This is a genomic window from Marinoscillum sp. (assembly GCF_040222955.1).
GTDB lineage: Bacteria > Bacteroidota > Bacteroidia > Cytophagales > Cyclobacteriaceae > Marinoscillum.
Genome location: NZ_JAVKCA010000017.1, coordinates 173,185 through 192,530, shown reverse-complemented (window position 1 = coordinate 192,530; position 19,346 = coordinate 173,185). Strand labels below are relative to the sequence as shown.

Here is a 19,346-nt window from a genome sequence, read left to right as displayed (position 1 = left end):
TGAATCAAATAGGCACTTCCACGATGCCTTCAAATACTTTTTTGGCTGGCCCGGCAAGATAAATATCCTGAAAGGATTTGGCTTCTGTTTTTGTAAATGAAACGGTCAGGCTTCCGCCTTTTGTTTCAACTTTCACCGGACTTTCATAATCTATCAAACCAGCTACCAGGGCACAGGCTGTAACGCCGGTACCACAGGAAAGGGTTTCATCTTCCACACCTCGTTCGTAGGTACGTACTTTGATGCCTTCGGGTGTGGTTTCCACAAAATTCACATTGGTGCCGGCAGGCTGATAGGGCTTGCTGTAACGGATTTCCCGGCCTGGTTGTACAATATCCATTTGGTCAAGTTCTTTGACTAACCGGATGTGATGTGGAGACCCGGTATTGATGAACCAGTCCTCACCCTGTGATTGGGCCTGCCCTACATCATGCAGGTGAAAATGAACGGTGTCTCCCACTATGAATGCGTCATGCACACCATCAGTGGTTTCAAAGACGGTCTCGTTACCTATGATGCCGAGGGTTTTGGCAAAGGCTATGGCACATCTGCTGCCATTGCCGCATAGGCTTTTGCTGCCATCCGGGTTGAAGTAGATCATCCGGAAATCGTGTTCGGGATGGTTTTGGATGAGAATGACCCCATCAGCACCCACACCCATCCTTCTGTCGCAAAGGAAAGAGATCAGTGCGGTGTTATCTGCCGGGAAAGTTTCGTTGCGATCGTCGATCATCACGAAATCGTTGCCTGTGCCTTGGTATTTATGAAATGAAATCTTCATAGTCAGGAATGATAGACAAAAACCATACGCTTCACCTGATAGCGGGGCAAATTAAATCAATATTCTGCCAAATCGTCAGTGGTGCAGAGTAGAAAACCGAGCGGTGTAAAAACAAAAAGCCAACTTTACGAGTAAAGTTGGCTTCATGAATATTTTGAATGAGAAATTAAAGTTTCTCCTTAATTCTTGCAGCTTTTCCTTTTCTGCCTCTCAGGTAGAACAAACGAGCTCTTCTTACTTTTCCTTTTCTTACCAACTCGATTTTGTCAATATTGGGAGAAAGGATCGGGAAGATTCTTTCTACACCGATACCGCTTGAAATTTTTCTTACGGTGAAAGTTTCACCTGTAGACCCTACATTTCTGATCTGAAGTACGGTACCCTGAAACTGCTGGATACGCTCCTTATTACCTTCCTTGATCTTGTAGTGTACGTTTACTGTATCTCCAGCACTAAAAGCAGGATGATTTGCTTTAGCTGCTTTATTTTCTTCTTCTACGAATTTAATTAAATCGCTCATGTCTTTACGCTATCGAGTGTTTCTCAAAAAGGAGTGCAAATATAGATAAATAATTGATAATTGGTAAAGGGGATTGAATAATTTATTGGTACCCAATCCGTATAAGACATTTTAAATCAGTTGATTGCTCAGACAGTACTGTACCGCCTGGGAGCTGTTGCTCACATTGAGTTTTTTCAGGATGTTTTTGCGGTGGGTTTTCACCGTATGATCGGAGATAAAGAGCTTTTCAGCAATTTCTGAGCTGGTAAGCCCCTGAGACATCAGCCGGATGACATCAATTTCCCTTTCACTAAGCTTGTATTGCGTCACTTCTTCTTCCTGAGAGTTGAAAGTGCCGATGCGGTCGTAATACTGTCTGCCACCCATGACCCGCAGCACTGCGTCGATGAGCTCCTTTCCGGTATTGTTTTTAAGGAGACACCCGTCAATGCCTATTTTTACTATTTCCTCCACAAAGGAGCGCTGGGCATACATGGTGAGGATGATGATTTTCACTTTAGGAAATTCCTTTTTCAAATGACGGGCGCAGGTGATGCCATCCATTACCGGCATGTTGATGTCCAGGATGACAATGTCTACGGCATTGGTTTTCATAAACCGGAGGACTTCTTCACCGTTTTGCACACATCCGATTACCGAGATTTCTTCATCGGCGCTTAGCACCTCTTTCAGGCCTTCCATGACTATGGCGTGATCATCTGCCAGCAGTGTTTTGATGTTTCTCATAATGGTATGTCTATGATGGTGGTGGTTCCTTTGTTCTTTTTACTGTCGATGGTCATGTGACCACCTATTCGCTCCACGCGTGATTCCAGGTTTCTCAGTCCCATGCCTTTTTGTGGCTGGCTCTTGTCCAGGTCAAAACCTACACCATTATCCTGAAAAATCAAATTGAGGTTATCCTCAATCTGGTTGAGGTCGATATTAATTTTGGTGGCCTGGGCATGTTTCAGGGTGTTGTTGATCAGCTCCTGCATGATCCGATAGACGTTTTTGCTCACTTCTCCATTCAGCGTGTTGCCGATCTGGATGTGGCTGGCCACTGTGATGGTTTGGGATTCGTTGAGGGCATCTACCAGCTCCTGGGCCGCCTTGGCTAGTCCAAAATGCTTGAGCACACCAGAATCCAGGCTGTGGGAGATCTTGCGGGTAGACTCGTTGGCGATTTGTGCCACTTCACTGATTTTTTGAGCCAGCTTTCTTTGGGATTCAGGGTCTGTTTTTTTCTGGAGCGTATCAGCAAACATATTGAGCGTAACGAGAATACTCCCGAGGTTGTCGTGCAGTTCCTCGGCGATGTGTTTATAGGCTTTCTCCTGGCCGGCCAGCATGGCATAGGCGGAGCGGAGTTCCTGTTTTTTCAGGAGGTCTTCGATTTTTTGATATTCCAGCTTCCGCTTGATCAGCTTCCGCTGATAGAGGTAAATAAAGATGGCAATGGCTGCTGTGAGGAGTAGCATGCCGCTGGTGCCCAATACCAATACCATTTCTGTATCTAGACTGCCGCTCTGACTTTCCATAAACCGATTGCGAATAAGATGTTTTTGAGAATGTTAGCGATGTTGTGAAAGGCCCAAATACCAGCTCCACTACCATCTTGGTGATGTAAATAGCTGAACATGGACCATGAAAAAAGCGCACCAGAGAAATAGCATACAATTGCCGTGTTGTACCAGAATTCTGGAGACTTGTCTATGAAAAAGTATTGTTGCTGTTGGAATAAATAATAGTATCCAATAATACCGTAGATAATAAAGAAAATACACTCGAGGCTTATTGTTAATGAATTGATTTGGCGTATCCCCAAGATATAGAGTTCAAATAAATAATACAGAGCAAATAGAATTCCTAGGATAATTGTATACTTCTGTCTGCCGAGGAATTCAAAATAGAATACACATAGAAACAGAAGTTGTGCGATTATGAAGAAGTGAATAATCCAGTAATTATTTCTGAAATACAATGCCCATATATAGGATAGGATGTCACAACAAAAAGATAATAAAGAAATAGCCAGGATTGGTCTCCCTGTTCTGGCTATTCTTTTGTAATTAATTAGGCCTATACTTATTGGAAATAGTGTTGATAGTAAGGCTGTTATTTGTAAGATTTTCTCCATACCTATATACATCCCTTAGGGACAAGATTGAGGGCAGGGGAAGGTTGCGTTATACCCGCTGCCACCTTCTTCAAAAGGGGTATTTTCAATCTCTTCTCTGAGTTGTTCGAAAAACTCTTCGTCCGTCATGAGGGCTTTATTTCCATTGAAGAATTTACTCCTGAATGTGACATAGTCATCGTCAATTGTGTCGATATTCAGAGTGTCACGAGTAGGGTAGAAGAACACGTCGGGCATGAAGCCGGAAGGCAGGAGTTTGGCACCATGGTACAATCTTAGACCATCTATCTTCAGGCTATCTACACTTTGTGTGTCGTTATATTGTCGGATACTGTCAACATAATTGTATAAAGTGCCAAAGTCAAAGTAGTAACCATACATTGCTTCGCTCCAATTAACTGAACCAGCTCCGGCTTGTATACTTATTCTATCTGCCCAAATCTTGAATAGACGAAGCTGTATTGTTGCATCACCCTGAGTAATTCGATGTTTTTTTGGGCCTCGAATGTAGCTTTTTATCTCTGACTGTCTGGCCACATCAGGTGTGGCTCTTGTAGGGATTACACCTCGGTTTGATTGAATTCCTGCCTCGGCTATGTCAATAGTACGTGATGGATTTTCATCCGCACTGGGTTTTTTATCGCAACCCATTGAGAATATCAAGAGCGAGCAGAGTATGATTCCTGTAATTTTAAAATTTGTCATTTTCTTAAAGTTTTAAGGTTAGGATTTGGTTTTACTGAAAATACGGAGATTCTTTCAGTATATCAAAAGTGGTGGGTAATGGGGGGATTGTAAATACCTATAAAGAGGTAAAAGGGGGAGGAGCAGGGTGTAATAAAAAAAGCCCGAGGGAATCGGGCTTTTTTTATGGACATACATCAGGGCATGGGTTTGAATTATTTAAGATAGGCGGCTCTCCTTCATTGTTACGGGCTTGTGCAGTTGGCGAAACATGCACATCTGTCATGTCCCTCATATCCTTTTGCACGGGTATCAGAAAGACATCCTTGTAGGTGGTTGGTAGCCCGTCTATTTCCTTTGTAGTTAAGGCATTGTAGATTCTAATTCCCGTTAGCTGGTTTTCCGCAGCGCGATTCAGGTTCTCTGCATCTATTCGTGCAATCAGTTCCTTAAACTTATTCAGTCCAAATACATAGCCATAAACCCCCTCTATTTCTTTCCCCTCAGCAAGATATTCCGCTCGAAGGTCAAGGTAGGCAGAGAGCTTTTCATTCGCACGGGCATGCGTGATGAATTCTCCCTGATCTGGATGCGCGTCTCCGGGTCCATATTCAACTTCGCCGGATGGGAACATAGATGCTTCGTCGTGTACGGTTTCAGAGCATTGAAAGCCTAATGATGCAATCAAGGCCAGTGTGAGCATTTTCAGATGTTTCATTTCATTAAGATTTTGGTTAGAAAAAATGACAATGACTGAAAATACGAATAGGGGGGGGGGTAGGTGCAAGAATTATTTATTTTATTTCACAGCGGTTCGAGAAACGGCAACTGAGTAATCGCTTCGAGTAACTCACTCCAATAAATCCGGTCGGCGCTCCTGGGTGCGTTTCACCGCTTCGTCGTGGCGCCATTGCTCTATTTTGGCCTCATGGCCGGAGGTGAGTATTTCGGGTACTTTCCAGCCTTTATAGTCTGCCGGGCGGGTATAGACTGGCGGGGCCAGTAGGTTATCCTGAAAGGAATCTGTGAGCGCTGAGGACTCATCATTGAGTACGCCGGGCACCAGGCGGATCAGCGAATCTGCCAATACCATAGCGGCCAGCTCGCCACCGGAGAGCACATAGTCGCCAATGCTGATTTCTTTGGTCACAAAGTGATCGCGCACCCTCTGATCCACGCCTTTGTAGTGTCCACAGAGGAGGATCATGTTTTCGTGCAGAGAGAGCTGGTTCGCCATGCCCTGATTGAGGGTTTGGCCATCAGGAGTAAGGTAGATCACCTCATCGTAGGTGTTTTTGGACTGAAGTCCCGAGATGCATTTGTCGATGGGCTCTATCATCAGTACCATACCGGCTCCTCCACCAAAGGCATAATCATCTACATGGCTGTGCTTGTCAGTGGTGTAGTCACGCAGGTTATGAATAACGATTTCTACCAGGCCTTTTTGCTGCGCCCGCTTGACGATGCTTTGGTTAATAGGCCCGTCGAACAGTTCGGGCAGGCACGTGATGATGTCCAGTCTCATGGTTTCTGATCCAGGTATACATCCAAAAGTCCATCGGGGAGGGTCGTCAGAATTTTTCCCGCCGCAATATCCACTGTATGAACAATGGCTTCTTCCAGGGGAATCAGAATTTCAATACCCTGATGATCCACGGCCAGCAGGTTGTTATTGGGCATTTGATAGACCTGAGTCACCAGACCCAAAAGCTGGTCTCCGTCAAATACCTGCAGGCCGGGTAGCTCGTGGTAATAATATTTGCCTTTTGGGAGCTTGGGGAGTCTGTTGAGTGGGAGGTACAGGTCTCTGCCGACCAGCTCACCGGCATCTTCTATGGACTCTATTTCCTCAAAAGCCACAATGGCCCGGTCTCCCTGGAGATGAAATGACTCCATAAAAAAAGGAACCAGTTTTCCATTGATGTCAATGAAAACTGATTCCAGTTCCTGATATTCCTGTGGATTATCTACATCGAGAAAGAGCACTACCTCTCCTCTCAATCCATGAGTTTTGGTCACATTACCTAACTGGTAGCACTCCTCAAAACCCATTTTACCAGATTAATCCTCTTTTTTCTCTTCGTCAGCTTCCGGAGCTGCTTCTTCCTTAGCTTCAGCTTTAGGCTCCTCTGCTTTAGGCTCTTCAGCTTTAGGTGCTTCTTCAGCTGGAGTTTCCTCCACTGCCGGAGCTTCTTCCGCTGCCGGAGTTTCTGCTGCTGATGCTACTGCTTCGTTACCTTCTTCTTCCAAAGCTTTTTCAGCTTCGTCAGCACCAGCTTCAGCGATTTCCGCTACAAGCGTGTCATCAGCTACTTTTTTCTTAGCAGCAATGGCTTCTGCTCTGGCGTCAGATACTTTCTTCTCAGCTGCAAGACGTGCCTTGGCCTCAGAGGCCTTAGAGGCAGAAAGTTTTTCAACTTTACCCTGAATCTTAGCTTCTTTCTCAGCAAGCCAGATCTCAAATTTCTTGTCTGCGTCTTCCTGAGTGATTGCTCCTTTCAATACGCCAATCTGAAGGTGTTTTTTCATCATGATCCCTCGGTAAGAAAGCATCGCTTTTACAGTATCTGTAGGTTGCGCGCCTTTCATCACCCAGTCAAAGGCTTTCTCATCATTCAATGAGATAGATGCTGGATCAGTATTAGGGTTGTACGTCCCTATCTTCTCAATAAATTTACCATCTCGTGGTGCTCTTGAGTCTGCCACTACTACATCGTACATGGCTTGTTTTTTGCGTCCTCGACGCGATAGTCTGATTTTTACAGGCATAATTTGTTTTGTTTATGGAACTCGTCCATTCAAAGTTTGAATAAAAAGGACCGCAAAGATAGCTGTAAATTTCTGTTTATAAAAGGGTGAGTTTAAAGTACCTGAAAATCAGTCAATATTCGTGTAAGCGGGTTAGCGGTTTTAATCTTAAACATACAGTCCATATATTTGTTCCACTAAAAAATAAACAACGCCCATAGAATGGACAAATACTCATACATCTCCAATGCCGATGTGGGCTACATCGACGAACTCTACAAGTCATATAAGGAGAACCCTGAAAACGTGGACCAATCCTGGCAGAAGTTTTTTGAAGGATTCGAGTTTTCACAGCAAAGATATGGTGATGGTGGCCCCTCTGAGGAGATCATTGCCGGATCGAAGGAAATAAAGGTTCGAAACTTCATTTATGCCCACCGCTCCCGGGCGCACCTGAAATCCGATACCAATCCTGTTCGTCAGCGGCGTACACATAACGTGCGACTGGAGTTGTCAAATTTTGACCTTTCTGAGGCAGACCTGAATGAAACCTTTGAGGTGGGTTCTGAGATAGGGTTGCCCAATGCCACTTTGAAGGACATTCGTGATAGACTGGCTAAAGTCTATCTGGGCCATATTGGTTATGAATACAATCACCTGAGAAATTCGGATATTTTCGATTGGATGAAGACCAAGGTGGAGACTGAGGGTGTAGATGTCAATCCAAGCGACGAAGAGAAGACGCGTATTCTTTCAAAACTCAATGAGGCTGTAGTATTCGAAAACTTCCTGCACACCAAATTTCTGGGGCAGAAGCGTTTTTCACTCGAAGGAGGGGAGAATACCATTCCGGCATTGGATAAGATCATCAGGAAATCTTCTGAACTGGGTGCAGAAGAGGTAGTGATAGGCATGGCGCACCGGGGCAGGCTCAACGTACTGGCCAACATCATGGGCAAAACCTACGAAGAGATTTTTGCGGAATTTGAAGGGAGCACAGATCCTGACCTGACCATGGGCGACGGTGATGTAAAGTACCACCTCGGATATTCCAGCTACCTTCAGGCCAATGGCAAAAAGATTTATGTGAAACTAGCACCAAACCCATCGCATCTTGAGGCAGTAGATCCTGTAGTGCTGGGTTACTCCAGGGCTCAGATCGACGATGAGTACCGTGGCGACATGAAAAAAGTAGTTCCGGTGCTTATTCATGGGGATGCTGCCATTGCCGGGCAAGGCCTCGTCTATGAGTGCATCCAGATGTCCTTGCTGGACGGTTACAGATCCGGGGGTACCATTCACTTTGTGATCAACAATCAGGTGGGTTTCACCACAGACTATGATGATGCCCGCTCCAGTATCTATTGTACAGACCTGGCTAAAATCGTAGATGCACCGGTCATTCACGTCAATGGCGATGATCCTGAGGCCGTCAACTTTGCGGCCAACCTGGCTGTGGAGTATCGCCAGAAGTTCAATAAAGATTTTTTCATAGACCTGCTGTGCTACCGAAGACACGGGCATAACGAGAGTGATGAACCAAAATTCACTCAGCCCAAACTCTATAATCTGATTGCGAAACACCCCAACCCACGGGAAGTGTATGTGAAGCAATTGATCGAAAGAAAAGACATCAGCCCTGACCGTGCCGAAACCCTGGATAAGGAGTTTAAGCAACAACTACAGGACAGACTGGATGAGGTGAAGCAAAAGCCACTTCCTTATAAGCCTCAGAAAATAGAGGAGGAGTGGCACTTCCTGAGGAGGTCTAAACCAGAGGACTTTGATAAGTCCCCCGAGACCGGGATCAGTGAGGACGTACTGAAAAAGGTATCAAAAGCCCTTACCACCATTCCGAAAGGGTTCAAACCCCTTCGTCAGATTGATAAGCTGTTAAAGGAGCGCAAGAGTCACTTCTTTGACGAAAAGATGCTGAACTGGGCCGATGCAGAGTTGTTGGCCTACGGATCTTTACTGGCAGAGGGCAATATTGTACGGATGTCAGGTCAGGATGTGAAGCGCGGTACGTTCTCACACAGACATTCTTATCTGTTTGATTCTAATACCAATGAGCCTTACTGTAACCTGGATCACATACAGGAGAAGCAGGAGCCCTTCAGGATATTCAATTCGCTTCTTTCGGAGTATGCAGTATTGGGATTTGAGTATGGCTATGCCATGGCCACACCCAATGCCCTGGTGATCTGGGAGGCGCAGTTTGGTGATTTTTGCAATGGTGCCCAGGTGATGATCGATCAGTTTATCACCAGTGCCGAGACCAAGTGGCAGCGGATGAACGGGTTGGTAATGCTTTTGCCGCATGGCTACGAAGGCCAGGGGCCGGAGCACTCCAGTGCACGGATGGAACGATTCCTGCAGATGACCGCTCAGGAAAATATGATTGTTGCTGATGTGACTACCCCTGCAAATTTGTTTCACCTGGTACGGCGACAGCTTACCTGGGAGTTTAGAAAGCCTTGTATTGTATTCTCACCAAAATCACTTCTGAGACACCCTAAAGTAGTTTCTCCGTTAGAGGAGTTTACCAAAGGAAACTTCCAGGAAGTAATCGGTGATGACTATGTGACCAACAAAAGCGTGAAGAAGGTGCTCCTGTGCACAGGTAAGGTCTATTTTGACTTGCAGGAGGAGCAGCAAAAGAAGAAGGTGAAAGACATAGCCATCGTGAGGTTGGAGCAGCTGTATCCGTTTCCAAAGAAACAGCTGGAGGCCGTATTGAAGAAATACAATAACCCGCAACTGGTGTGGGTACAGGAGGAGCCTGAAAATATGGGTGCCTGGGGATTTATGTTGAGAATATCCGGGTTGAGTCTGAAGCTGGTGGCGCGTAAGCCGATGGCTTCACCCGCTACAGGATACTCCAAGGTTCACAAAAGTGAACAGGCAGAAATAGTGAATAAAGCATTTGAAATATAATAAGACAATTATGAGCCTTGAAATGAAAGTACCGGCAGTAGGTGAATCAATCACGGAAGTCACGGTAGCACAATGGACTAAAAAGGACGGAGATATTGTGGAGATGGATGAGGTGATTTGTGAGCTGGAATCAGACAAAGCCACCTTTGAAGTCACCGCAGAAGCGGCTGGGCAGCTGAGTATCAAAGCTCAGGAGGGAGACACTTTGGATATAGGTGCGGTACTCTGTACCATAGATGAGTCCAAGGCTGCGGCCGGGGACGAAGCACCCAAAGCAAGTACACCTGCATCATCAGGACCTGAGAAAGAAGGTAAGGCTACCGGAGAGGTTGTGGAAATGCACGTTCCGGCAGTGGGAGAGTCCATTAACGAGGTGACCATTTCGTCCTGGACCAAAAAGAGCGGAGATACAGTAGAGCTGGATGAGGTGATTGCCGAGATCGAGTCTGACAAGGCTACTTTTGAGTTGACAGCTGAAGCCAATGGGAAACTGGAAATCATAGCGGAGGAGGGCACAACCCTGGAAATAGGCGCCCTGATCTGTAAGATTGAAGTCACAGACGGAGGCGGAAGCAGCGCCAGTGCACCGTCATCGGCCCCTGCTTCGGGCAGTTCTGCCAGCTCCTCATCTGAGTCTAAGGAGACCTATGCCACCGGGCATGCTTCGCCCGCAGCAGCTAAAATCCTACAGGAAAAAGGGATCTCTGCAGCCGCGGTGACAGGCAGTGGAAAAGATGGTCGCATCACCAAAGAAGATGCGATGAACGCTGAGAAGTCAGCGCCAAGGCAGGAAACAATCAAAGACAAGGCACCTGCGAAACCTGAGTCTAAGCCTGCATTTGAAGCGCCGGAGATAAAATCTGGAGTGAGTCGCGGACAGAATCGTCAGAAAATGACCTCTCTCCGAAAAACAGTGTCCAGAAGACTGGTTTCGGTAAAGAATGAGACCGCCATGCTCACTACATTCAATGAAGTGAATATGGGGCCGATCATGGAACTCAGAAAAAAATACAAGGAGTCTTTCAAAGAGAAATATGAGGTGGGTTTGGGCTTCATGTCCTTTTTCACCAAAGCGTGTACAATGGCCCTTCAGGATTGGCCGGCAGTGAATGCCATGATAGATGGTGAGGAGATCGTCTACAGTGACTACTGTGATGTATCCATTGCCGTATCCGCACCCAAGGGATTGGTGGTGCCGGTGATTCGAAACGCAGAGTCACTCAGCTTCGATCAGATTGAAAAAGAAGTGGTGCGACTGGCTACCAAGGCGCGTGACGGTAAGTTGAGTATTGACGAAATGCAGGGCGGTACCTTTACGATTACCAATGGCGGTATTTTCGGGTCCATGCTTTCTACACCCATTATCAATGCCCCCCAGTCAGCTATTTTGGGGATGCACAACATTGTGGAGCGTCCGGTAGTAGAAAACGGTGCTGTGGTGGTAAGACCTATTATGTATGTGGCCCTATCTTATGACCACAGAATCATTGATGGTCGCGAATCGGTGAGCTTCCTGGTACGTGTGAAACAGCTGCTGGAAGATCCTACCAGACTTTTGTTGGGAGTTTAAGCTTTTTGCCAATTTGATCTAAAAATGAATCAATGCAGCTAGCGGATATACCATGACAAATGGTTGGAACATTCAGCAGCCTGCAGGATACTCAAATATTAAATACTATGCAATACGATGTAACGGTAATCGGATCAGGACCAGGAGGATATGTAGCGGCCATCAGAGCTGCACAGCTCGGGTTCAAAACAGCCATTATTGAAAAGTACCCTACCCTGGGTGGGACTTGCCTGAATGTGGGATGTATCCCGTCCAAGGCATTGCTGGACTCTTCAGAGCATTTTCATAATGCCGAAACTACCTTCAAAGAGCATGGTATTGATATCAACAAGCCTAAGGTGAATCTAAAGCAGATGATTGCCCGCAAGGCTGACGTGGTAAAACAAAATGTGGAAGGGATATCCTACCTGATGAACAAGAATAAAATCGATGTTTATCAGGGCGTAGGCTCTTTTAAAGATAAGCACACCATTCTGGTGAAGTCCGAAAAAGAGGAGCAGGAAATCACCTCTGATAAAATTATTATTGCCACAGGTTCCAAACCATCCTCTCTTCCCTTTATCAAGCTGGATAAGCAAAGAGTGATTACCAGCACGGAGGCATTGGAGCTTAAGGAAGTTCCCAGGCACATGATCATTATTGGCGGAGGGGTGATCGGCATGGAGTTGGGTTCCGTGTATGCGCGTTTAGGTGCGAAAATCTCGGTGGTGGAGTTTTTGGATAACCTCATCCCGTCTATGGATGGCACGATGGGCAAAGAGTTGCAGAAGTCATTGAAGAAGCTTGGGTTTGATATTTACCTGAGCCATAAAGTGACTGCTGTAGCGGCCAAAGGCAAAGAAGTGACCATTACAGCAGAAAACCAGAAAGGCGAGAACCTGGAACTCAAAGGCGATTATTGTTTGGTATCCATAGGCAGAAGACCTTATACTGATGGTTTGGGTCTGGAGAATGCCGGAGTGAAGATGACCGACCGGGGACAGATAGAAGTGGACGATCACCTGAAGACCAATGTGGACAATATCTGGGCCATTGGAGATGTGGTGAAAGGCACCATGCTGGCGCACAAAGCCGAAGAGGAAGGCGTATTTGTAGCAGAACAAATGGCTGGTCAGAAGCCACACATCAATTATCATCTGATTCCCGGAGTAGTGTACACGTGGCCTGAGGTGGCAAGTGTAGGATATACTGAAGAGCAACTGAAGGATCAGGGAAGAAAATACAAAACCGGAAAATTTCCATACAAAGCCCTGGGCCGTGCGCGAGCTTCCATGGACCTGGATGGGCTGGTGAAGGTATTGGCAGATAAGGAGACCGATGAGATCCTCGGGATTCACATCATTGGTGCCCGTGCAGCCGATATGATTGCTGCTGGAGTTACGGCCATGGAGTTCAGAGCCTCAGCTGAGGATGTGGCCAGAATGTCCCACGCGCACCCGACTTATATGGAAGCCGTGAAGGAAGCCTGCCTAGCGGCCACTGATAACCGCCCAATTCATGTTTAAGATAAGCATATCCTAAAGGGTTTTTAGTTATATTAGGGTGAAGGTACGAGGAGTTGCGCTCAATGCTAAGTGTGTTTGAGTGCCACTCTTCGAGTGAAAACCAATGGTTATTGGTTGAAAGATGGCCTCTGTCGAAAAGGATACAAGTATCAAAATCCTTTTTACTATTTTCGATACCCTATGCTGAGAGTATTACTTGCATTTTTCTTTATCCTGACTTTTGGGTCGGGTTATGCTCAGGAATACCCCCTGTCGAAAAGTGATTCAGGCATAGTATACAAGAATTTGGAGAAGTACGAAAGACTCATCGCCAAAGATGACTTTCGGGGAGCCTCAGGCGCGCTGAATGACGTGGCGTTTGTCTACTGGAATAACAACCACTATGCTGAAGCAGCTACATATTATGAGAAGTCTCTTGTTCTCAATGAGCGCGTTTCCAATGAAAATGGCATAGCCATGATCAACAATAACCTGGGAATGCTCTATGCGGATATTGGTCGCTACGAAGAGTCGCTGGCGGCTTTTACCAAAACACTAGCAGCCAGAAGGGCTTCCAAAGAGCCGGCAGGAGTCATCTCTGCTCTTGTGAACATCTCCGTTGTCCTGAACAACCTTCACCAATACTCAGAATCCATCGTCCATCTTTCTGAGGCCATCGATATTGCCAGGGAGCTGTATGATAAGCACCAGATGAGAAGTGTATATGGGATGCTCTCAGAAACCTACGAGAAAATGGGCGAGGTAGAGAAGTCCCTGCAGTACTTTGAACTGTACAAATCCTTTCATGAAGACATACAGCGAGCCGAAATCAAAGGGATGAACCGTGAACTGGCAGAAGAGCGACTGGAAAAACAGGTGCTTGAAGCTGACAAGGCCAAGAAGGAAATAGAGTTGCTGAAACAGCAGTTGGAAATCTACGAGAAAGAAGCCCAGATCCAGGCAAAGGACTCCATTAATCAAAGCCTCTACTCCAATCTGAGCAGAAAGGAAGTGGAGATTGAGCTTCTGGAAAGGGACAAGGAACTTACCGCGATGGCTGCCGCCGCCAGAGAAGCTGAGAACAAAAAACTTCAGAATCAGAAAGCTTACCTTAGGAATTCACTGATCATCACCATATTGGCCGTAGTGGTTATCGGCATACTGATTTTGATCAATATTTTCCGATCCAGAAAGTACAATAAGGAGCTGCTACTCAAAAATCAGTCGATAGAAGTGCAGCGGCGGGAGTTGGAAATCGCCAATGAAACCAAGGATCGGATTTTTTCCATCATTTCACATGACCTCAGGAGCCCGATTGGATCTCTGGAGGGCTTTTTCTTTTATGTCATTGATGACTTTGAGATGTCAGATGACCTCAGAAAAGCACTCAACAGTGTTCAGAATCAACTCACCAACAGTGCAAGTTTGGTGGATAATCTGCTCAATTGGTCACGCTCTCAGATCAAGAAAGAGGAACCACATATAGAAGATGTGGAAGTAGCCAAACTGGTCGAAGAAACGTTCAGGTTGCTGCGTCACCAGGCCTCAACGAAACAAATTGAATTGATCTCAAATCTGTCCCCCACAGACCGGCTAAAGTCCGACACCCAAATGGTCAATATTGTAGTGAGAAACCTGGTTCAAAATGCCATCAAATTCACCCCGAAAGGAGGTACCGTGGTAGTCGATTTTGAAACGGACCAAAAGGGTGATTGCCTCAAGATTTTTGACAATGGCATCGGGATGGACGAACAGAAAATTGCTTCTCTTTTTAATATTTCTACGAACCACAGTACACTTGGTACCGAACATGAAATGGGCTCAGGTTTGGGACTTATCCTTTGTAAAGAACTTATAGAAAAAGTTGGGGGCCTTATTGAAGTCTCCAGCCAACCCGGAAATGGAACCGAATTTTCCTTAAGATTTACCAAAACCGAATACCAAACCTAGCTTTAAATGAGATTCTTTATTTATTCAATTGTTTTCCTGACGGGAGTAGTATGTCTTGCTCAAAACCGTCCCACACATTTCACCGACTCTACTGGCGCGCTGTATTGGCGTAAGTCCACTCCGGTTTACCTGTTCGTGTCAGACGCCCCGGAAGGCGGAGACAAAGAGCGATTGAAGAGTAAGGTGACTGCCCAGTATTCAGACCCTTTTTACCTGGATACAGAAGGGGTTAACTATATCAGATCCCGAAATGCCGTGGATCCGGAAACCAAACGTGTGATTCCGGATACGGAGGTGATGTTTGAAATTTATGCGGATGGGATTGCACCAGTCACTTCTGTTTCCTACGAAAATGTGAATAAATTTCAGGGAGACCTGCTGTACTACAAAGCGGGAATCACCGTGGCGCTCGAGGCAAAAGATCAGTTATCTGGAGTCAGAAAACTTCAATATGCAATTAATGACGCCAAGTATACCCCTTATCAGAAACCGTTGACTTTTAATGATCCGGGGATTTATAAAGTCGAGTACTATAGTGAGGATGAGGTGGGCAATGTGGAAGACAAGAAAAGCATCAGCTTCGTGGTGGATCCCACACCACCATACTCTGACCTGACCATCAATGGCATTACCGAGGATCAGGTGATCTCTACCGGATCAAAGCTTTATATTCTGGCGTTGGACTCTATTTCAGGGGTCTCTACGGTTTATTATAAGTTTGATGATCAGGCCGTCAGAAAGTACAACGGGTTGCAACTACCTACCGCGCAGTTGGAAGAAGGAGAACATACCATTACCTATTATGCCGAGGACAAGGTTCACAATGTAGAAGAGAGCAAGAGCTTCACTTTTTTCCTTGATAAATCTGCGCCGCTTATGGTGGCTGATGTATTGGGAGACCGGTTTATCGTACTGGATGAGGTCTATTTTTCTGGCAGAACCAAGCTGAAGTTAACCGCCGTGGATAACAAAGTCGGGGTGAAAGAAGTGATGTATTCGGTGGACAATGAGGAGTTTAAGAGGTACGAAAAGCCGTTTTATCTCCCGAGTGTTTCCGGAGTTCACCTGATCAAATATTATTCAGTAGATAATCTCGATAATTCTACTGCGGACAGTAAAAACAGTCGCTACATCGGCCAGGGTGGGTTTGAAGAGTTCAAACACAACGTCAACAAATTTTATGTCGATTTGACCGGGCCTGTAATCAGCCACAGCATTGGCAATTACACGTTTACCAGAAGTGATACACTTTTCATAGGACCATATTCTAAAATCAAACTGACTGGTACTGATCCGGAATCAGGGTTCAAAAGCATTGCATATAGCTTGGGAGATGACGTGGGAGAAGAAGAGTACACAGGACCTTTTACGCTGAACCGAGAGGGATTCAACACCCTTAACTATTATGGGTATGACAATGTAAACAACCGAAACATTGCCAAGTTTAACTTTTACCTGGATGCTCTGGCGCCCGACATCTTTATTCAATTTAACACAGGTAACACCGACAGCAGAGAAGGGAAGCTGGTCTATCCGATCACTTCCGGTATATTCCTGTCTGCCACGGATAAGACGTCAGGGGTGAATTCTGTGACCTATAGTCTGGATGATGCACCTTTCAAACCATATGCAGGATTGATCTCAGGTTTGAAGAAAGGCAAGCATTCGCTGGTGGTAAAAGCCAAGGATTTCCTTAACAATGAGGCCGTCAAAGAGGTGACTTTCCACATTAAATAAAACAAAACACCCGGCGAGCTAACTCGCCGGGTGTTTTATTATTTCATCGATTTATAAGTCCGGAGGACTCCCACTACCCCTACCAGAATGCCCAGTCCCAGACATGCATAGTACCATGGTTCGGACATGGTGTATGACCCTGATATGGCATTCCCAACCACATTCCCAAGGTCCCTGGGTGAATGCGTTTGCGCCCAGTAGATCATAAATAATCCCACCGCGATGAATAATAGTCCTCTAATCATTCCGCTTTTCATGAATTTATAGTTTGGTTTCACCAGACAACTTAATCAAAAATCTGCCATTTAAAAATGGTGGTGAATCCGCACCAGTACCTATGCTGTTTTTTGCTTGAAAAAAGGATTGTATATCAGACCTATCACATTCATCCATGGATCTTTGACCAGGGCCACCTTGATTCCTTCCCCCACGTCGTTGGGAGTTTCCAGTTCCTTGGCGCCGTGGCTCACCATCTTGTCATAGGCATCCGTGATGTCCTCCACGGCCCAATAGGTCAGTACATTTTCAGTCCTGATGCCCTCTACCTTTTCGGGAAGGAGCCCGAGCTCATATCCTCCTATGTCAAATCCGACATAGAAAGGTTGGTCGAAATAAGGAGAGACGCCAAAAGCACGTTCATACCAGCTTTTGGCTGTTGTGAGATCATCTACTTTGTAGATCGTCGTTCTCAGTCCTTGTGAGTTTATGCTCATTTTTCACAGTGTTTTTTTGATAGGATTTTAATTAAGTCCGGTGTTTTTCACCCGATAGCGCAAAATGGTTTTGAGCTTTTCCGGCGCCACCCGCTTAGGATCAGTGAGGTATATTTCTTTGTGGTAAGAAGTTATTTCCATTCGATTGGCTTTCACAAAATCCAGGAGTTGACGGATGGAAGGCTCTTCATCCTCCCAGGAACCTCGGTGCAGTATCTGTACGCAAAGCCCTTCTTGGGAAGATTCAAATTTCACATCCTCAAGGGCTTTCATATGTGCTTTTTTGGTTTTGGCCAGGTGAACAGCTCTGAAAAAGTGATCGGATGCTACCATGTCTGGCATTCTGATGGAAACCTTCCAGTGCCACTTCGACCTGGGAGCCTGTGCGAAGAGGTGTTGTTGTTCCAGTCCGCCAGCGATCCACCAGTTGCACTCCATTTTCGGAACGACAAAGTCATTGTCTTCTGCTTTATTTAAAAATTTGATTCCATAGGCCACCGCGTATATAGCTTCTATAGCCTGAATAAACCGGGGGTCTTCCGGAGCAGACTGACCCGAAATGGTCAGGTAATAGTAAGCTCCCAGATGAACCAGCGCAGGAGTGGCTTTTGCTTTGTAATAGAGTGGATCTGCTTTTGTGAGATCCAGTTTGCTTTCTAGTGTTTCCATGGTTTTCAGTTGGATTGGAAGGGTTGGAAATGGGCGAAAAACTTGGTTTCCTTAAAAAAGTGTCCGAACTCGGCAGCTCTCGGGTGCTTTTCGAAGTTCTGCTGAGCCGCCTGTGCCTGGGCTGTGGTTTCCCAAACGATGGTATCCATGTAGGTAAGGGGCTCATTCAGCATCTGATCGGTCTCTATAGACAGCACTCCCGTATATCCGGCCAGAATTTCCCGAACAAACGCGAGCGCGTCTGATGGTTTTATTTCAGCATTGAGGGTGTAGACCACCACTTCTTTGATTTTTTGATTAGTCATTTGCTTTGATTTTTTGGTTTGTGAAACAAAGAAATGACCCGGAGTGACAACCCTATGTCACTTGATTTTAGGAGGTGAAATATTTTTGGTGGTGTGTAACTAAATTCTGCGAATAGCTGGCCACCAGTCCCTGCAGCTTGGGGGGAGAAACGACCGTGACTTCTTCTATAAACATCAGAAGCCACCGTGCAAGGTATTCGTAATGGGGAGTGATAAATTTCATTTCCACCACATCTCCTTCCGTTCGTTCCTCCACAAAGCCGTAGTGATACTTTTGATCCTGAATGAATCGGGTGACTTTTTTGGAAAACCGAATGGTGGCTTCATTGGCATCTGTTCCTCCAATCATCCTCTGTAAGAATTCCATATAATTGGGATGGTCCTCGGGTTGGTAGCTTTCAGGTAATATCCTGAGCTTTTGAATTCTGTCTGTTCGGAAGTCCCGAAGATCTTTTCTCAGGTGGCAATAGCCGATCAGGTGCCACCGCGAGGAATAATACACCAGGCCCAGAGGAGCCACCTTTCTGTCGGTAAGCTGATCTTTATAATTGGAGTGATAAGATATTTGAATGATTTTTCGGGCAGCCAGGGCCATCTGGATCTCAGCTATATGAGAGTCCGGAAATCCAAAATTGGTAACTGTGGGTGAGGCGATCACGGAAATACTTTTCTCCAGGGTATCTAAAAACTCCCGGTCGTGACACTTGAGAACAGCCTTGATCTTGTACATCGCCTCCTGAAAATTTTTGGCAATCTGACTATCGGCATTTTGTTCGATGAGTTTTGCGCCTAAAAGAAGGGCCGCAGCTTCTTCCTTATTGAATACCACTGGCGGCAGGTGATAGCCATCTACGATGAAATATCCTTCTCCCGCATCTCCGCCTATCGGCACCCCCGCCTCCATGAGCGATTTGAGATCTCTGAAGATGGTTCGGCGGCTTACCTCAAAGCGCTCTTCAAAATCTTCCATCGGAATGCGTGGTTTTCCCTGGAGTTGAATAAGGATGGCGGTCAGTCTGTCAATACGATTCATCTGGAAAAATGCAATTGGCAATAATACATACTTGAAATTGAAGAGGTGGCCTTTTTTGCTTTGGGAATTTGTAAATATGAAAATTAATCGGCC

The 19,346-nt window shown here is 45.8% G+C and carries 19 protein-coding genes; 5 read left to right on the top strand and 14 right to left on the bottom strand.

Going from position 1 to position 19,346, the window contains the following annotated elements:
* Positions 1 to 4: 4 nt before the first annotated feature.
* The 9 genes from dapF to RIH33_RS15245 form a co-directional block, all read right to left on the bottom strand.
* Positions 5 to 781: a diaminopimelate epimerase gene (gene dapF / locus RIH33_RS15285; protein ID WP_406652501.1), complete on the bottom strand. Its 777-nt coding sequence runs from the start codon at positions 779 to 781 to the stop codon at positions 5 to 7.
* Between the two features lie 166 nt (positions 782 to 947).
* Entirely contained in the window at positions 948 to 1,301 is a 354-nt protein-coding gene (rplS, locus tag RIH33_RS15280) for a 50S ribosomal protein L19 (RefSeq protein ID WP_159583186.1), read from the bottom strand.
* 111 nt (positions 1,302 to 1,412) lie between these two features.
* The gene (locus tag RIH33_RS15275) at positions 1,413 to 2,030 is read right to left on the bottom strand and encodes a response regulator (protein ID WP_406652500.1); all 618 of its coding nucleotides are present in this window, start codon (positions 2,028 to 2,030) and stop codon (positions 1,413 to 1,415) included.
* Positions 2,027 to 2,824: a sensor histidine kinase gene (locus RIH33_RS15270; protein WP_406652499.1), complete on the bottom strand. Its 798-nt coding sequence runs from the start codon at positions 2,822 to 2,824 to the stop codon at positions 2,027 to 2,029. The genes RIH33_RS15275 and RIH33_RS15270 overlap by 4 nt, the downstream gene beginning before the upstream one ends.
* A 614-nt stretch (positions 2,825 to 3,438) precedes the next feature.
* Positions 3,439 to 4,074 (bottom strand): hypothetical protein, encoded by a 636-nt coding sequence (locus tag RIH33_RS15265; protein ID WP_406652498.1) that lies wholly within the window; start codon positions 4,072 to 4,074, stop codon positions 3,439 to 3,441.
* Between the two features lie 217 nt (positions 4,075 to 4,291).
* Positions 4,292 to 4,825, bottom strand: a complete 534-nt coding sequence (locus RIH33_RS15260) for a hypothetical protein (RefSeq protein WP_406652496.1) — start codon at positions 4,823 to 4,825, stop codon at positions 4,292 to 4,294.
* A 132-nt stretch (positions 4,826 to 4,957) separates the two neighbouring features.
* On the bottom strand, positions 4,958 to 5,632 hold the full coding sequence (gene trmD, locus RIH33_RS15255; RefSeq protein ID WP_406652495.1) for a tRNA (guanosine(37)-N1)-methyltransferase TrmD: 675 nt from the start codon (positions 5,630 to 5,632) through the stop codon (positions 4,958 to 4,960).
* Complete coding sequence (gene rimM / locus RIH33_RS15250; protein ID WP_406652493.1) at positions 5,629 to 6,159, bottom strand: ribosome maturation factor RimM; 531 nt, start codon at positions 6,157 to 6,159, stop codon at positions 5,629 to 5,631. The genes trmD and rimM overlap by 4 nt, the downstream gene beginning before the upstream one ends.
* A 9-nt stretch (positions 6,160 to 6,168) precedes the next feature.
* Complete coding sequence (locus RIH33_RS15245) at positions 6,169 to 6,876, bottom strand: 30S ribosomal protein S16 (RefSeq protein ID WP_406652492.1); 708 nt, start codon at positions 6,874 to 6,876, stop codon at positions 6,169 to 6,171.
* Positions 6,877 to 7,077: 201 nt separating this feature from the next.
* Between RIH33_RS15245 and RIH33_RS15240 the strand changes: the two genes are divergently transcribed.
* From RIH33_RS15240 to RIH33_RS15220, 5 genes are all read left to right on the top strand, one after another.
* A complete protein-coding gene (locus tag RIH33_RS15240) occupies positions 7,078 to 9,792 on the top strand; it encodes a 2-oxoglutarate dehydrogenase E1 component (RefSeq protein WP_406652491.1) in 2,715 nt (904 codons plus the stop codon).
* A gap of 10 nt (positions 9,793 to 9,802) precedes the next feature.
* Positions 9,803 to 11,362: a 2-oxoglutarate dehydrogenase complex dihydrolipoyllysine-residue succinyltransferase gene (gene odhB / locus RIH33_RS15235; protein ID WP_406652490.1), complete on the top strand. Its 1,560-nt coding sequence runs from the start codon at positions 9,803 to 9,805 to the stop codon at positions 11,360 to 11,362.
* Positions 11,363 to 11,469: 107 nt separating this feature from the next.
* Entirely contained in the window at positions 11,470 to 12,867 is a 1,398-nt protein-coding gene (lpdA, locus tag RIH33_RS15230; protein WP_406652489.1) for a dihydrolipoyl dehydrogenase, read from the top strand.
* A 180-nt stretch (positions 12,868 to 13,047) separates the two neighbouring features.
* Positions 13,048 to 14,796: an ATP-binding protein gene (locus RIH33_RS15225; protein ID WP_406652488.1), complete on the top strand. Its 1,749-nt coding sequence runs from the start codon at positions 13,048 to 13,050 to the stop codon at positions 14,794 to 14,796.
* A gap of 6 nt (positions 14,797 to 14,802) precedes the next feature.
* Positions 14,803 to 16,533 (top strand): OmpL47-type beta-barrel domain-containing protein, encoded by a 1,731-nt coding sequence (locus RIH33_RS15220; protein ID WP_406652487.1) that lies wholly within the window; start codon positions 14,803 to 14,805, stop codon positions 16,531 to 16,533.
* A 38-nt stretch (positions 16,534 to 16,571) separates the two neighbouring features.
* Here the strand turns inward: RIH33_RS15220 and RIH33_RS15215 are convergent, their stop codons facing one another.
* From RIH33_RS15215 to RIH33_RS15195, 5 genes are all read right to left on the bottom strand, one after another.
* Positions 16,572 to 16,790, bottom strand: a complete 219-nt coding sequence (locus RIH33_RS15215) for a hypothetical protein (protein ID WP_406652485.1) — start codon at positions 16,788 to 16,790, stop codon at positions 16,572 to 16,574.
* A 78-nt stretch (positions 16,791 to 16,868) separates the two neighbouring features.
* Complete coding sequence (locus tag RIH33_RS15210; RefSeq protein WP_406652484.1) at positions 16,869 to 17,246, bottom strand: VOC family protein; 378 nt, start codon at positions 17,244 to 17,246, stop codon at positions 16,869 to 16,871.
* Positions 17,247 to 17,273: 27 nt separating this feature from the next.
* Positions 17,274 to 17,915 carry a GyrI-like domain-containing protein gene (locus RIH33_RS15205; RefSeq protein WP_406652482.1) on the bottom strand — a complete coding sequence of 214 codons (642 nt, stop codon included), beginning with the start codon at positions 17,913 to 17,915 and terminating at the stop codon, positions 17,274 to 17,276.
* Positions 17,916 to 17,920: 5 nt separating this feature from the next.
* Positions 17,921 to 18,220, bottom strand: coding sequence for a hypothetical protein (locus RIH33_RS15200; RefSeq protein ID WP_406652480.1), 300 nt, complete (start codon positions 18,218 to 18,220; stop codon positions 17,921 to 17,923).
* Positions 18,221 to 18,287: 67 nt separating this feature from the next.
* Positions 18,288 to 19,253 carry a helix-turn-helix transcriptional regulator gene (locus RIH33_RS15195; RefSeq protein WP_406652479.1) on the bottom strand — a complete coding sequence of 322 codons (966 nt, stop codon included), beginning with the start codon at positions 19,251 to 19,253 and terminating at the stop codon, positions 18,288 to 18,290.
* Between the last annotated feature and the right edge of the window lie 93 nt (positions 19,254 to 19,346).

What these genes read in the sequence shown, in the direction of transcription:
- dapF (WP_406652501.1), bottom strand. Translation starts at nt 781, where the DNA reads ATGAAGATTTCATTTCATAAATACCAAGGCACAGGCAACGATTTCGTG.
- rplS (WP_159583186.1), bottom strand. Translation starts at nt 1,301, where the DNA reads ATGAGCGATTTAATTAAATTCGTAGAAGAAGAAAATAAAGCAGCTAAA.
- RIH33_RS15275 (WP_406652500.1), bottom strand. Translation starts at nt 2,030, where the DNA reads ATGAGAAACATCAAAACACTGCTGGCAGATGATCACGCCATAGTCATG.
- RIH33_RS15270 (WP_406652499.1), bottom strand. Translation starts at nt 2,824, where the DNA reads ATGGAAAGTCAGAGCGGCAGTCTAGATACAGAAATGGTATTGGTATTG.
- RIH33_RS15265 (WP_406652498.1), bottom strand. Translation starts at nt 4,074, where the DNA reads ATGGGTTGCGATAAAAAACCCAGTGCGGATGAAAATCCATCACGTACT.
- RIH33_RS15260 (WP_406652496.1), bottom strand. Translation starts at nt 4,825, where the DNA reads ATGAAACATCTGAAAATGCTCACACTGGCCTTGATTGCATCATTAGGC.
- trmD (WP_406652495.1), bottom strand. Translation starts at nt 5,632, where the DNA reads ATGAGACTGGACATCATCACGTGCCTGCCCGAACTGTTCGACGGGCCT.
- rimM (WP_406652493.1), bottom strand. Translation starts at nt 6,159, where the DNA reads ATGGGTTTTGAGGAGTGCTACCAGTTAGGTAATGTGACCAAAACTCAT.
- RIH33_RS15245 (WP_406652492.1), bottom strand. Translation starts at nt 6,876, where the DNA reads ATGCCTGTAAAAATCAGACTATCGCGTCGAGGACGCAAAAAACAAGCC.
- RIH33_RS15240 (WP_406652491.1), top strand. Translation starts at nt 7,078, where the DNA reads ATGGACAAATACTCATACATCTCCAATGCCGATGTGGGCTACATCGAC.
- odhB (WP_406652490.1), top strand. Translation starts at nt 9,803, where the DNA reads ATGAGCCTTGAAATGAAAGTACCGGCAGTAGGTGAATCAATCACGGAA.
- lpdA (WP_406652489.1), top strand. Translation starts at nt 11,470, where the DNA reads ATGCAATACGATGTAACGGTAATCGGATCAGGACCAGGAGGATATGTA.
- RIH33_RS15225 (WP_406652488.1), top strand. Translation starts at nt 13,048, where the DNA reads ATGCTGAGAGTATTACTTGCATTTTTCTTTATCCTGACTTTTGGGTCG.
- RIH33_RS15220 (WP_406652487.1), top strand. Translation starts at nt 14,803, where the DNA reads ATGAGATTCTTTATTTATTCAATTGTTTTCCTGACGGGAGTAGTATGT.
- RIH33_RS15215 (WP_406652485.1), bottom strand. Translation starts at nt 16,790, where the DNA reads ATGAAAAGCGGAATGATTAGAGGACTATTATTCATCGCGGTGGGATTA.
- RIH33_RS15210 (WP_406652484.1), bottom strand. Translation starts at nt 17,246, where the DNA reads ATGAGCATAAACTCACAAGGACTGAGAACGACGATCTACAAAGTAGAT.
- RIH33_RS15205 (WP_406652482.1), bottom strand. Translation starts at nt 17,915, where the DNA reads ATGGAAACACTAGAAAGCAAACTGGATCTCACAAAAGCAGATCCACTC.
- RIH33_RS15200 (WP_406652480.1), bottom strand. Translation starts at nt 18,220, where the DNA reads ATGACTAATCAAAAAATCAAAGAAGTGGTGGTCTACACCCTCAATGCT.
- RIH33_RS15195 (WP_406652479.1), bottom strand. Translation starts at nt 19,253, where the DNA reads ATGAATCGTATTGACAGACTGACCGCCATCCTTATTCAACTCCAGGGA.